General features: G+C 64.5%; 11 protein-coding genes. 10 read left to right on the top strand and 1 reads right to left on the bottom strand.

Translation table 11 applies throughout. From position 1 onward, the window contains the following. The first annotated feature begins 24 nt into the window (after positions 1–24). Positions 25–816 (top strand): SIS domain-containing protein, encoded by a 792-nt coding sequence (locus EN850_RS17055; protein ID WP_135921326.1) that lies wholly within the window; start codon positions 25–27, stop codon positions 814–816. Between the two features lie 42 nt (positions 817–858). On the opposite strand, the gene EN850_RS17050 is transcribed toward EN850_RS17055, so the two are convergent. After that, entirely contained in the window at positions 859–1,530 is a 672-nt protein-coding gene (locus EN850_RS17050; RefSeq protein ID WP_127277803.1) for an FCD domain-containing protein, read from the bottom strand. A 222-nt stretch (positions 1,531–1,752) separates the two neighbouring features. Between EN850_RS17050 and EN850_RS17045 the strand changes: the two genes are divergently transcribed. The 9 genes from EN850_RS17045 (at position 1,753) to EN850_RS17005 (ending at position 13,470) form a co-directional block, all read left to right on the top strand. After that, positions 1,753–2,631 (top strand): fumarylacetoacetate hydrolase family protein, encoded by an 879-nt coding sequence (locus tag EN850_RS17045; protein WP_136091825.1) that lies wholly within the window; start codon positions 1,753–1,755, stop codon positions 2,629–2,631. After that, positions 2,628–3,407, top strand: a complete 780-nt coding sequence (locus EN850_RS17040; protein WP_136091824.1) for an alpha/beta fold hydrolase — start codon at positions 2,628–2,630, stop codon at positions 3,405–3,407. Before EN850_RS17045 ends, EN850_RS17040 begins: the two co-directional genes overlap by 4 nt. Before the next feature lie 52 nt (positions 3,408–3,459). After that, on the top strand, positions 3,460–4,800 hold the full coding sequence (locus EN850_RS17035) for an amidohydrolase family protein (protein ID WP_135881653.1): 1,341 nt from the start codon (positions 3,460–3,462) through the stop codon (positions 4,798–4,800). 50 nt (positions 4,801–4,850) lie between these two features. After that, positions 4,851–5,852 (top strand): branched-chain amino acid ABC transporter permease, encoded by a 1,002-nt coding sequence (locus tag EN850_RS17030; RefSeq protein ID WP_167531366.1) that lies wholly within the window; start codon positions 4,851–4,853, stop codon positions 5,850–5,852. Continuing rightward, positions 5,849–6,874: a branched-chain amino acid ABC transporter permease gene (locus tag EN850_RS17025; protein ID WP_136091823.1), complete on the top strand. Its 1,026-nt coding sequence runs from the start codon at positions 5,849–5,851 to the stop codon at positions 6,872–6,874. Before EN850_RS17030 ends, EN850_RS17025 begins: the two co-directional genes overlap by 4 nt. A 52-nt stretch (positions 6,875–6,926) precedes the next feature. Next, positions 6,927–8,174 (top strand): ABC transporter substrate-binding protein, encoded by a 1,248-nt coding sequence (locus EN850_RS17020; RefSeq protein WP_127870584.1) that lies wholly within the window; start codon positions 6,927–6,929, stop codon positions 8,172–8,174. Between the two features lie 25 nt (positions 8,175–8,199). Beyond that, positions 8,200–8,985 (top strand): ABC transporter ATP-binding protein, encoded by a 786-nt coding sequence (locus EN850_RS17015; protein ID WP_246689229.1) that lies wholly within the window; start codon positions 8,200–8,202, stop codon positions 8,983–8,985. Then, the gene (locus EN850_RS17010) at positions 8,978–11,194 is read left to right on the top strand and encodes an ABC transporter permease (RefSeq protein WP_136091821.1); all 2,217 of its coding nucleotides are present in this window, start codon (positions 8,978–8,980) and stop codon (positions 11,192–11,194) included. Before EN850_RS17015 ends, EN850_RS17010 begins: the two co-directional genes overlap by 8 nt. An 89-nt stretch (positions 11,195–11,283) precedes the next feature. Continuing rightward, positions 11,284–13,470, top strand: a complete 2,187-nt coding sequence (locus tag EN850_RS17005) for a flotillin family protein (RefSeq protein WP_136091820.1) — start codon at positions 11,284–11,286, stop codon at positions 13,468–13,470. Positions 13,471–13,621 lie beyond the last annotated feature (151 nt).

Here is a 13,621-nt window from a genome sequence, read left to right as displayed (position 1 = left end):
AGACACTTAAACAGGAGTACCCACGTGTCCGATCTCTACATCCACCGTCTCGCCGCTCTCATCGACAAGGCAGCGAAAACCAACGAAGAGGCCTTCGGCCAGGCCGCCACCCGCTTCGCCGATTCGCTTGAAGGCGGCGGTCTGGTCCATCTCTACGGATCGGGCCATTCGGTGCTGCCGGTGCAGGAAGTGTTCCCGCGCTACGGCAGCTATGTCGGCTTCAATCCGCTGACCGACCCGCGCGTGATGTGGCACAACGTGCTCGGCGCCGGCGGCGTGCGCGAGCTTCTGTGGCTGGAGCGGACCGAGAAATACGCCGAGAAGTTCCTCGATCACCAGCCGCTCAACAAGGGCGATTCCATCATCATCTTCGGCCATAGCGGCCGCAATTCGTCGGGCATCGACACCGCGCTCTACGCGAAAAAACGCGGCATCTTCGTCGTCGCGGTGACCAGCAAGAACAATCTCGACAAGCCTGCCACGCATTCCTCCGGCAAGCGGCTGGCGGATGCGGCCGATCTCGTCATCGACACCTGCTCGCCGATCGAGGACGCCATCGTGCCGGTCGAGGGCTGGAGTCGTCCGGTGTCCGGTTCGTCGACGGTGCTCGCCATGATCCTGGCGCATGAGCTGATTGCCCGCACCGCCGAGCAGCTCGCCAAGCGCGGCATCGAACTGCCGGTCTTTGCCTCGCCGACGATCGCGGGCGTCACGCTGCACGACACCGACGTCATCTACGGTGTCTACCGCGAACGCATGCTGGAAGCGCAGAAGAAGCACCTGCCGACTTTCCAGGCAACGATGCGCGGCGAGTGATACTAGGGGCGGGGGAGGCGCTGCCGCGCCTTCCCGGCGCGATCACCGCCCCAAAAGATTGCGCTCGACGGTTTTCAGATGCGCTAGCATGGCCTGGCTGGCGCTCTCCGGATCGCGGCGCAGCAGCGCGTCGAGAACCGTCTGGTGTTCGCTGCAATAGATGCCGCGGCGCTCCTCGGAAAAGGAGCGCTTCTTCATTTCGAACCACGGTGCCTGATTGCGCAGGATGCGCATCAGATTGTGGATCTCCTTGAGGAATTCGTTGCGCGAGCAGGCGAAGATGCGGTGGTGGAACTCCGCGTCCCAGTGTTCGAAGGTCGGCATGTCCTGCGCTTCGCAGGCGATCTTGTGCGCCTCGCGCACCGCGTTCAGTTCCATGGCGCTGGCATTGGTGGCGGCGAACGATGCCGCCGCCGGTTCCAGCAACTGCCGGATCTCCATCATATCGGCAGGGCTGGTGCCTTCCATCCGGCCGACAACCGCCGCCATCGAGGCCGGATTGGTGGCGGTCAGGAAAGTTCCGCGCCCGACATGGCGCACCACCGTGCCGTCCTCCTCGAGGAAGGAAACGGCGCGCCGCACCGTGTTGCGCGCGACGCCGAACTCACTCGCCAGATCGCGCTCCGGCGGCATGCGGCCATTCTCGATCCACTCGCCCGAGGAGATGCGTTTTTTCAGGACGGTGGCGATATCGTTGGCGACGAGCTTCGGCATGTCTGGCAACTTTTATCTGATCCGATACTGAACCACGCATATCAGCTTCTTGCGCCGCCGTCCATTACGCAGCACCGGAGCGATTCCGCTGAAACTGGCATATCGCGGTCGGATACTTTTGGTGCGCTCAGCCGAGATTCCACTTGCGGCCTAAACCAATCGGCGATAGCGTGTAGCGAAAGAGCAAAAAATTGGCTCAATATTGGTTCAGGGAGGAACTGGATGCGGGTCGCGACTTTTTCGATATCAGGCGAACGTCGCGTCGGTCTTGTCGACCTCGATGCCCAGACTATCGCGCCTTTCGATTTTTCGGTCGACCAGGCCAGGTCCGGCATCCTGGCGCTGGTCGAGCGCAACGGCGCCGGCATCCCGCGTACCTTGTCGCCGATCCCGCTTGCGCAGGTCGAGATCGAGGCGCCGATCCCCCAGCCGCGCCGCAACATTTTCTGTGTCGGCAAGAACTATCACGAGCACGCGCATGAGTTCGCCCGCTCGGGCTTTGATTCCAGTGCCGGCGCCGGCGCGATCCCGAAGCACCCGATCATCTTTTCCAAAGTGCCGGAATCGGTGGTCGCCAACCATGCCAGCGTGCTGATCGATCCCTCCGTCTCGACGGCTATCGACTACGAGGCGGAACTCGCCGTCATCATCGGCAAAGGTGGACGCGGCATTTCCAGGGAGAACGCGCTCGATCACGTCTGGGGCTACACCATCGTCAATGACGTCACCGCGCGCGACCTGCAGGGCAAGTACAGCCAGTGGCTGATCGGCAAGTCGCAGGACACGTTCTGCCCGATGGGCCCCTGGGCGGTGACCAGGGACGACCTCGACCTGGCGACCGCCGGAATAAGGTGTTTCGTCAACGAGGATCTGCGCCAGGATTCCAGGATATCGCTGCTGATCTTCGATATTCCCACCATCATCGCCACCCTGTCGCAAGGCATCACGCTGAAGCCCGGCGACATCATCGCCACCGGCACGCCGGTCGGCGTCGGCATCGGCTTCGATCCGCCAAAATATCTCAAGGCAGGCGACGTCGTACGCATCGAGATCGACGGCATCGGCACGCTGGAAAACCGCTTCGCGGAGCATGCACGATGACCACCGTGACGGTTGGCCAGGTCGTTGCCGAAACTGTCGGCGAGGGGGCTGCCGTGGCGATGATCCACGGCCTTGGCGGCACCTCGAACATGTTCCAGCCGCAGATGGCGGCATTGTCCGCCTACCGCGTCATCCGGCTCGATTTGCCGGGCTCCGGCCGCTCGCCGCGTCCGATCGAGCCGCTGACCATCGAAGGCATGAGCGAGGCGGTGATCCGCGCCTTGGCCGGCATGGGGGTCACGTCAGCCCATTTCGTCGGCCATTCGATGGGCACCATCGTCTGTCAGCAGATCGCGGCGGCGCAGCCTTCGCTGGTTAGGTCGCTCGCCCTGTTTGGGGCCTTGGCCGAGCCGACCGAAGCGACACGGCAAGGGCTCGGCAAGCGGGCGCAACTGGCGCGCTCGGGCGGTATATCAGACATAGCCGACCAGATCGTCGCCAACGCGATCTCGGCACACAGCAGGGAAACCTCGCCGGCGGCAGTCGCCTTCGTGCGGGAATCGATCACGAGGCAGGATCCCGAATCCTATGCCCGCACCTGCGAGGCGCTGGCCAAGGCGACCGCCGTCGATGCGCGCCGGATCTCGGCGCCGACACTGCTGGTTACCGGCGATGCCGACACGGTCAATCCGCCCGGCGTCGCCCAGTCGCTTGCCGATAAAATCAAGGGCGCCGTATTCTCGTCGCTGGATCGGTGCGGACATTGGGCAACGGTCGAGAGCCCGCGCGAAAGCACCCAAAAGCTCGCTGATTTTTTGAGACGGGTTGATAGGTGAGGAATTCTGATCGGGCGTAAACTTATGCGCTCGGCAAGTTGGGAGGCTTGTGATGGCAGACGACAGCTGGAACGGCAACGGCTCGGGCAGCACGCTGTTCACCAATGTGCGCGTGCTCGACGCAACTGGTGAATATCCCTACACCGGCGAGGTGCTGGTGCAGGGCAACCGCATCAAGCAGATCACCAAGGGTTCGTCGCGCTTCGGCTCGTCCTCGTCGTCCTCCTACAGCGGTGGTGCAGCGGGGGGAGCAACTATCATCGACGGCATGGGCGCGACGCTTATGCCCGGCATGATCGACGCGCATCTGCACCTGTCCTGGAACAACGCGCCCGGCATCGATCCCATCCAGATGATGGAGGTCGAGGAACACATGCTGGTCACCATGGAGATGGCCAAGCTGGTGCTCGACGCCGGCTTCACCGCCGGCCGGGGCGCTGCCGCTGCCAAGCCGCGCCTCGATGTCGTGGCCAAGAAATTCATCAACCAGGGCCGTTTCCCCGGACCACGCTATCTCGCGGCGGGTCCCGAGATCACCACGGTCGGCGGTCTCGGCGATTCAGCGCCCTCGCACATTCCGCATGAGGGGCTGAACCTCGGCCTCGTCGTCTCCGGCCCCGAGGAAATCCGCCGCACCGTCCGCCAGCTGATCAAATACGGCGTCGATTCCATCAAGCTCAATTTGTCCGGCGAGAGCATCACCGGCATGGGCGCCGAGGAAACGCCGATGTCGGAGGAGGAGGTTGCCATGGCCGCCTCCGAGGCGCGCTGCCGCAACAAGGTGCTGTCGGCGCATGCGCGCTCGTCCGGCTCGGTCAAGCAGTGCGTGCGCCACGGCATCCAGAACATCTATCACGCCTCCTTCGCCGACGAGGAGGCGCTCGACATGCTCGAGGCGGTCAAGGACAAGCACTTCGTCGCGCCCGGCATTGCCTGGCTGATCAACACCGCTCGCCATGCCGAGCAATGGGGCATCAAGCCCGGCTCGCCGCTCTCGCTCGAATATGAGCGCGAACTCGAAATGTGCATCGACACGATGAAGAAGATGCATCGGCGCGGCATTCGTGTGTGCATCGGCGGCGACTACGGCTTTGCCTGGACGCCGCAAGGCACCAACGCCAAGGACATTCAGACCTTCGTCGAGATGCTCGGCTTCTCGCCGATGGAAGCGATCCAGGCCGGCACCAAATATGGCGGCCAGATCATGAACATGGGCGACGAGCTCGGTCTGATCAAGGAAGGCTACCTCGCCGATATCCTGCTCATCGACGGCGATCCGATCTCGGATGTGCGCATCCTGCAGGACAAGAACCGCATCCTCGCCATCATGAAGGACGGCAAGTTCCACAAGGCGCCGCGCATGAACGAGCAGCGCCGGCGGCTGACGGCATGAGCCTGCTCGACCAGCCATCCTCGTCGTCCGGGCTGTCCTCGGGCGATGGCATGACGCGCGGGCAAGCGTGGGGCCTTGTTGGCCTGCTCGCCGCCGCTGTCATCGCATGGCTGGTCTTTGCCGTCTGGCCCGATTGGCTGAACGCCATCCTGATCTCGAAGAAGGCTTTCGTCAGCGCCATCCTCAACGGCATTACGCTGGCCGGCCTCTATTTCCTCGTCGCCTCGGGCTTCACTCTGATCTTCGGCCTGATGCGCAACGTCAATCTCGCACATGGCTCGCTCTATCTGCTCGGCGCCTATATCGGCTACGAGGTCACCAACCGCACCGGCTACTGGCTGCTCGGCGTCGCCGCCGGCTTCGCGGTGCTGGCCATCGTCGGCGTCGTCATGCAGGTCTTCGTGTTCCGTCGCCTCGAAGGCGACGACCTGCGGCAGACCCTGGTGTCGATCGGCATTTCGATCGTCGCCGCCGACCTGATGCTGGCGGTCTGGGCCGGCGGCACTTACCAGATCACGACGCCGGAATGGCTCGACGGCGCCTTGACCTTGCCTGTCATCACGGCGGTGCGTTCCAACGGCGCCTCGGTCTTCCTCACCTATCCGCTCTACCGCGTCGTCGTGCTGGCGGCGGCGATCGTCATCGGCGTCGGCCTCTGGCTGATGCTGCACAAGACCCGCGTCGGCATGATGATCCGCGCCGGCGTCGACGACCGCGCCATGCTGCAGGCCTCCGGCGTCAACGTGCACGCGGTGTTCGCCATCGTCTTCGCGGTTGGCGCAGGTCTTGCCGGTTTTGCCGGCGTCGTCGGAGGGTCGGCACTGTCGGTCGCGCCCGGCGAGGACGTGCGCTACCTCCTGGCGTCGCTGGTCGTGGTCATCGTCGGCGGCATGGGCTCGATCACGGGCGCGGCCATCGGCGCGCTGCTCATCGGTCTCGCCGAGCAGATCGGCCTCGTCTATTTCCCGACCTACGGCATCGTGCTCACCTTCGTCATCATGGTGGTGACGCTGGCGGTCAGGCCGCAAGGCATCATGGGGAAGGCCCGATGAGCCTCGCCATCGCCACGGACGGCACGACGCAGCAGAGCTGGGTGGAGAAGCTCGGCGCCGGCCACATCATCCTTGGCGTCGCGCTGGTGCTGTACCCGCTCGTGGCGTCGGACTTCTTCCTGACCCAGATCGGCGGCTATTCGCTGATCTTCGGCATGCTGGGCCTCTCGCTTATGTTGCTCGCCGGTTATGGCGGCATGGTCAGCTTGGCGCAGATCACCGTTGCCGGCATATCGGCCTATGCCATCGCCATCCTCGGCAACAACAATTCCAATATCCTCGGTTTCGGCTGGCCGTGGTGGCTGGCGGTGCCATTCGCCGTGCTCGCGGCGGCGCTGGCATCGGCGCTGATCGGCTGGATCTCGGTGCGCACCGAGGGCATCTACACGATCATGATCACGCTGGCGATCGCCACCGCGACCTACTATTTCGCCCAGCAGAACTACGCCATCTTCAACGGCCATTCCGGCTATGCCGGCATCCGCGCGCCGGCCTTCTGGGGCATCGGCTGGCGCGACGCCAGGCCCTTCTATTACCTTTGCCTCGGCCTGGCGGCGCTCTGCTACGCGGCGGTGCTCTACGGATCACGCTCGACCTTCGGCATGACCTTGCAGGCGATCCGCGACAATCCGCGCCGCATGCGCGCGCTTGGCTACCATGTCACCGCGCACAAGGTCTTCGCCTGGCTGCTCTCCGGCGTCATTGCCGGTCTGGCGGGCATGCTGCTGGTCTGGTTCAACGGCCGCGTCTCGCCCGGCACTATCGGCGTTGATGCCGCGATCGATGTGCTGATCATCGCCGTCATCGGCGGCCTGCGCCATCCGATCGGGCCGTTCCTCGGCGCGCTCGTCGTCGTCCTGATGCAGACCTTCGCCATCGACATCGTCGGCGCTGAGCGGTTCAACACGCTGATCGGCCTTGTGTTCCTGGTGATCGTCTTCGTCTCACCGGACGGAATTCTTGGGTTGTGGGGGAGGATCAAGCCACATCTTGCCCAGGAGTCCTTGCGTTCCGGCGCCTAGCGACCGGGATGGAATGAACCACTGCAAAACGAAATCAACGGGAGGAAAAAACATGAGGATGCATAGACGTACCTTACTGGCGCTCGCGGTGTTCACCGGGCTGACCGCGCCGTCGATGGCGCTGGCCGCCGACGACACCGTCAAGATCGGCCTGCTCGCCACCTTCGAGGGACCGTTCACGGTGCTTGGCGAGGACGGCGAACGCGGCGCCATGACCGCGGTCGAAGAGATGAAGGGCATGGTCGCCGGCAAGAAGATCGAGATCGTCAAGGGCTCGTCCGACGCCTCGCCCGACAGCGCGGTGCGCGCGGCGCGCAAGCTGGTCGAGCAGGACGGCGTCAAGGTGCTGGTCGGCCCGCTTTCGGGCGACGAAGGCATCGCCGTCAAGGACTACGCCAAGACGCAGCCGAACGTGACCTTCATAAACGGTACGTCGGCCGCGCAGGACACCACTTTGCGCAATCCGGCGGAAAACTTCTTCCGTTTCTCCACCGACGGCGCGCAGTGGATGGCCGGCCTTGGCACCTATGCCTTCAAGGACAAGGGCTACAAGAAGGTCGCCACCGTCGCCGAGGACTATTCCTTCCCCTACACGCAGGTGTTCGGCTTCATGGCCGAGTTCTGCAAGGCCGGCGGCCATGTGCCGTCGAAGTCGTGGGTGCCGATCGGCAACAAGGATTTTTCGTCGGTCATCGCAGCCATTCCCGAGGACGTCGATGCGATCTATGTCGCGCTCGGCGGCGCCGACGCCGTCAACTTCCTGACCCAGTACCAGCAGGGCGGCGGCACCGCGCCGCTGATCGGCGGTTCGATCACCGTCGACCAGACGGTGCTGACCTCGAAGGGCAAGCTGAAGGACGTGCTCAAGGGCACGCCGTCGGCCGGACCGACCGCCGACACCAATGACGCGCCGGCGTGGAAGGCGTTCGTCGAGGCCTACAAGAAGCAGCCTGGCGCCTTTCCGTCGCCCTCGCTCTTCGCCCATGGCTATTATGTCGACATGAAGGCGACATTGCTCGGCCTCGACCAGGTCGGCGGCGATGTCTCCGACGGCGGCAAGAAGCTGCGCGACGCGCTGTCGAAGCTCTCCTTCGACACGCCGACCGGCAAGGTGTCGCTCGACAAGAACCGCAACGCGATTGCCGACATCTTCCTGACCGAGGTCACCGAAGGTGCCGACGGCAATCTCCTCAACAAGCTGGTCAAGGTCGTGCCGCAGGTCAACCAGACGCTCGGCATTCCCGAAGACGAGTTCATGAAGCTCGGCGCGGTCAACCGCGACAATCCGAGCTGCCCGTAACAGCCAATATCGAATGCAGCCGCCAGTGACCGAAAGCCTCGCAGCAAACCGCCTCCAGAGCACCGGTGCCTATGCGCTGGAGCTCGATGGTGTGGCGCGGCATTTCGGGGCGCTGGTGGCGCTTTCGGGCATCACCATAAGGATCGCGGCCGGAGAACGGCGCGCGGTCCTCGGCTCCAACGGCGCCGGCAAGACCACGCTGTTCAACGCCGTGACCGGCGACTTCATGCCGACGTCAGGGCGCATACGCTTCTTCGGCGAGGACATCACCGACCTGCCGCCGCATGAGCGCATCCGGCGCGGCCTGCGGCGCACCTATCAGATATCGCAATTGTTCAAGGGCCTGTCGGTTCTCGATTCCATCTTCCTTGCCTGTCGCGGCGTCTCGAGGCGGCGCTTCTCGCTGCTGCGGCCGGCTGCGTCGGACGTCAACATGGTGCAGGCGGAATCGATCCTCAACGCCGTGCATCTGGAAACCTATCGCGACACGCTGGTGGCGACGCTGAGCCATGGCCAGCAGCGCCAGCTGGAGATCGCCCTGGCGCTGGCTGGTGCGCCGCGCTTCATCCTCTTCGACGAGCCGGCGGCTGGCCTGTCGCCGACCGAGCGCCGCGACCTCGTCGCCATCCTCAACGCACTGCCCAGGCATATCGGCTACATCATCATCGAGCACGATCTCGACGTCGCGCTGCGCGTCTCGGAATATGTCTCGATGATGCACAATGGCCGCCTGTTCAAGGAAGGCACGCCGCAGGAGATCGAAGCCGACCCGGAAGTCCAGGAGATCTATCTCGGGGGCAAGCATGGCTGAGCGTGCCGGGAAGACCGCCAAGGCAATGCTGCGCATAGAAGACCTCCAGGTCTTTTATGGCGAAAGCCATGCCTTGCAGGGCGTTTCGCTGACGCTGGAAAGCGGCGTGCTGTCGGTGGTCGGCCGCAACGGCATGGGCAAGTCGACGCTCTGCAACACCATTGTCGGCCTGAAGCGCGCGAAGTCCGGTTCGATCCGCCTCGAAGGCCGCGAAATCACCTCGCTTGAGCCGCACGAGATTCACCGTCTAGGCGTCGGCTATGTGCCGCAAGGGCGCCGCGTCTGGCCGAGCCTGACGGTCGACGAGCATCTGCGCCTCGCGGCCGGCAACAGGCGCGACGCCTCCTGGACGGTCGAACGGGTCTACCAGACCTTTCCGCGTCTGGCCGAACGCTGGACAAATGGCGGCTCGCAGCTTTCGGGCGGCGAGCAGCAGATGCTGGCGATTTCGCGTGCGCTGCTCAGCGATCCCAAGCTGTTGGTGATGGACGAGCCGACCGAAGGGCTGGCGCCGGTCATCGTTGACCAGGTCGAAAAAATGCTGGTCGATCTCGCCGCCGAGGGCGAGATGGCGGTGCTGGTCATCGAGCAGAACATCGGCGTGGCGACCTCGGTGTCGAACCAGGTCGCCATCATGGTCAACGGCCGCATCAACCGGCTGATGGACGCCAAGGCGCTGGCCGCCGACCGCGAACTGCAGCAGCGGCTGCTTGGCGTCGGCCGCCACGCCGAGGAAGCGCCCGTCACGCTGGCCGAAGCCGCGCAGGCCAGGGAGCAACTGGCGGAAGTCTATCGCGTCGACCGTACCGGCACCGCATCGGGCGAGCCAATGCCTCAAGACGGCGTCTACCGACCGGTCGTCGAACTGCCCAACCGCTGGAACGTCCCGGTCACCGAATTGCGCCAGGCGGCGGTCGACAAAACCGCCCCGCAGGACGATCCGAAAAAAATCTTCGCCATCCCCTTTGCCGAGCGCATCGGCAGGACCGTGCTGGTTGTCGGCACCTTCGATACCAAGGGCAAGGAATTGCGCTTCATGGCCGACCGGCTGAAGGCGCTGGGCCTGCCAGTCCGCACCGTCGACTTGTCGACATCGGGAAAGCCGACCAGCGCCGACGTTCCGGCCATGCAGGTCGCCGGCATGCATGCGCGCGGATCCTCGGCCGTCTTCACCAATGACCGCGGCGGTTCGGTAAGCGCCATGGCTGAAGCCTTCGCGCGCTGGATCGAGCGCGAGCCGCGCATCGGCGGCGTGATTTCCGCCGGCGGCTCCGGCGGCACCACGCTGGCCACCGCAGGCATGCGCGTGCTGCCTGTCGGCATTCCCAAGCTGATGGTGTCGACGGTGGCGGCCGGCGATGTCGCCCAATATGTCGGCGGCGCCGACATCATGATGTTCCATTCCGTGGCCGATGTGCAAGGGCTGAACTCGATTACCGAACAGGTGCTCTCCAATGCCGCGCACGCCATGGCCGGCATGGTCGCGCAATTGCCCAATGCCGAGGCCTGGGAAGCCAAGCGCAAGCTGGCGCGGCCGGCCGTCGGCATCACCATGTTCGGCGTCACCACACCTTTGGTGCAAGCCGTCACGAAACGCCTCGAAGCCGACTATGACTGCCTCGTCTTCCATGCCACCGGCATTGGCGGGCGGGCGATGGAAAACCTCGGCGATTCCCGGCTGCTGTCGGCATTCTTGGATCTCACCACGACGGAAGTGGCCGACGTGATTGTCGGCGGCGTCTTTCCGGCGACGCAGGATCGTTTTGGCGCGGCGATCCGCACCGGACTGCCCTATGTCGGCTCGACCGGCGCGCTCGACATGGTCAATTTCGGCCCGCGCGACAGCGTGCCGGAGAAATTCCGCAGCCGCAAATTCGTCATCCACAATCCTAACGTCACACTGATGCGCACGACGCGCGACGAGAACCGCGCCTTCGGCGAATGGATCGGCGCGCGGCTCAACGCCATGAACGGCCCGGTGCGGTTCTTGCTGCCCGAGGGCGGCGTTTCCATGCTCGATGCGCCCGGCCAGCCCTTTCATGATCCCGAGGCTGACAACGCTTTGTTCGAAGCGATCGAGAGGACCGTTCGCAAGACACCGCAGCGTAACGTCGAGCGGGTGCGGGCCAACATCAATGACCCTACCTTTGTCGACGCGGTGATTTCCGCGTTCCACGCCATCACGCCGAAGCTGCAGAGGCGGGCATGAAGAATTGGACTTCGCCACCATACGGGTGGATGTTTGAAAATACCGCCGGTCGCCTCGCGCCGACCGCATTGTCTTGGGGAGGATAGATCATGGACGCGCAGGCCTTTGGCGCTTTCCTGTTGTGGCTGATCATTGCGGCGATCGTCGTCGTGATCGCCGTCTACATCTTGCGCTGGCTCTATCGCCGCTCGACGAAGGAGACGGCGTTCGTGCGCACCGGCTTCATGGGCGAGAAGGTGGTCGTGAATGGCGGCGCTTTCGTCATTCCGGTGCTGCATGAGATCACCCCGGTCAACATGAACGTGCTGCGCATCGAGGTGCGCCGCGAGGACGCGCTGGCGCTGATCACCCGCAACCGCATGCGCGTCGACCTGATCGCTGAGTTCTTCGTCCGCGTCGGCGCGCATCGCGAACTGGTGGCCGCCGCCGCGCAGACGCTCGGCCGCCGCACGCTGCAGCCCGACAGCCTGCGCGAATTGCTGGAAGGCAAATTCGCCGGCGCGCTGCGCACCGTCGCCGCCCAGATGACGCTGGAAGAAATGCATGAACTGCGCGGCGACTACGCGGCCAAGGTGCGCCGGTTGGCGGAGGAGTCGCTCGCCGCCAACGGGCTCGAGCTCGAAAGCGTCGCCATCGTCGATCTCGACCAGACCAGTCTTGAATATTTCGACCCGTCCAACGCCTTCGACGCCGAGGGCCTGACGCAACTGACCGAATCGATCGAGACCCGGCGCCGCATGCGCAACGAGATCGAGCAACGCACGCTGGTCGATATCCGCAACCAGAACCTCGACACCCAGCGCAAGGTGCTGGAGATCGACCGCGACACCGAATATGCGCGCCTCGAACAGGAGCGCGAGGTCGAGATCCGCCGCGCCGCGCAGCGTTCCGAACTCGCCATAGAGCGCGCATTGCGCGACCAGGAGTCCGAACAGGCGCAGCTTTCCTCGCGCGAGGCGGTCGAGAAATCGCGGCTCAACCAGGAGCGCAACATCACCGAGGAGCGCATCAAGAGCGAGGAGGACACGCAGCGCCGCGAGATCGCGCGCCGTCGTTCGCTCGACGAAACCGAGATGAAGATGCGCGAGCTGACCGAGCGCGAGCAGATCGCGCTCGAACTGTCGCTCGAGAAAGCCCGCATCGAACGCGAAGGCACGCAGCGCGAACTCGAAATCCAGCGCAAGAAACTGCTCGAAGTGGCCGAACTGGAGCGGCAGATCGCACTCGCCGAAAAGGCGCTCGAGGTGACGAAGGCGGAAGCTGAGAAGCGCCGCGCCGAAATTTCCGAGAACCAGGCGACCGAGACCGCGCGCATCGCGCAAGAGCGTGCGGTCGATGAGGTGCGGATCGCCAGGGAGCGGCATCTCGAAGCGCTTCAGATCGCCAAGCGGCAGGCCTTCGAGGAGGCCGAGATTTCGGCCGGCGAGGAGGTCGAACGGGCCCGCATCACCACCGAGCGCGGCATCGAGGAAGCGCGGCTGATCAAGGAACGCGACATCCGCCAGCTTGGCGTCGACCGCGACCAGAAGATCGAAATCGCCGAAATCCAGAAGGCGATCGACATCGCCAAGAAGACACAGGAGCGTTCTTCCGCGATCGCGGCGTCCGAAGCCGTGCGCGCCAAGGCCATCCAGGCCGAGGAACAGGCCTTCACTGCCCGCGAACGCGAAATCGCCGAGCGCCGCAAGCTGACCGACCTGATCGGCGCGCAGCGCGAGGCCGAGCGCGAGGCGCTGCGCGTCACATCCGCTGCCGACGCCGAGATGAAGGCGGCCAAGAGTCTGGCGGAAGCGCAGAAGATCGCGGCGCTGGCATCGGCCGAAGCGGAGAAGATCCATGCCCTTGCCGCGGCACAGCGTTACGAAGTCGATGCCGCCGGCAACCGCCAGCTCAACGAGGCCGAGAACCTGTTGTCCAGCGAGGCACGCGCCGGCCGCCTGCGCGGCAAGCTGCTCGACCACATGGAAGGCATCATCCGCGAAAGCGTCAAGCCGATGGAGAAGATCGACGGCATCAAGATCCTGCATGTCGATGGCATCAATGGCGGGCAGGGCGGCAACCGCAACGTCACCGACGAGGTCATCGACTCCGCGCTGCGCTATCGCGTGCAGGCGCCGATGATCGACAATCTGATGAAGGAGATCGGCATCGAGGGCGGCTCGCTCGGCCGCATGACCGACGTGCTGCGCGACGCCAAGGATATTTCCAGCCTGACCCGCGACAAGAAGGGCAAGGGCAAGGCCGCCAAGGACGACGATGACGACCGCGATCATTGACGGGAACGTCTGCGCTGCCCCTCACCTGCCTGCCGGCATCCTCTCCCCGTATAGTGACGGGGAGAGGGGCGCCGTCATCGACGGTTTCGCCAGCAGCCAGCGTTGCAAGGTGGGCGCCGAGGTAGCGGCCAGCCTCTTTCGCCCCGTCACT

The organism is Mesorhizobium sp. M8A.F.Ca.ET.207.01.1.1 (genome assembly GCF_004794715.1).
Classification (GTDB): Bacteria; Pseudomonadota; Alphaproteobacteria; order Rhizobiales; family Rhizobiaceae; genus Mesorhizobium.
This window is presented reverse-complemented; position numbering and strand designations above follow the sequence as displayed.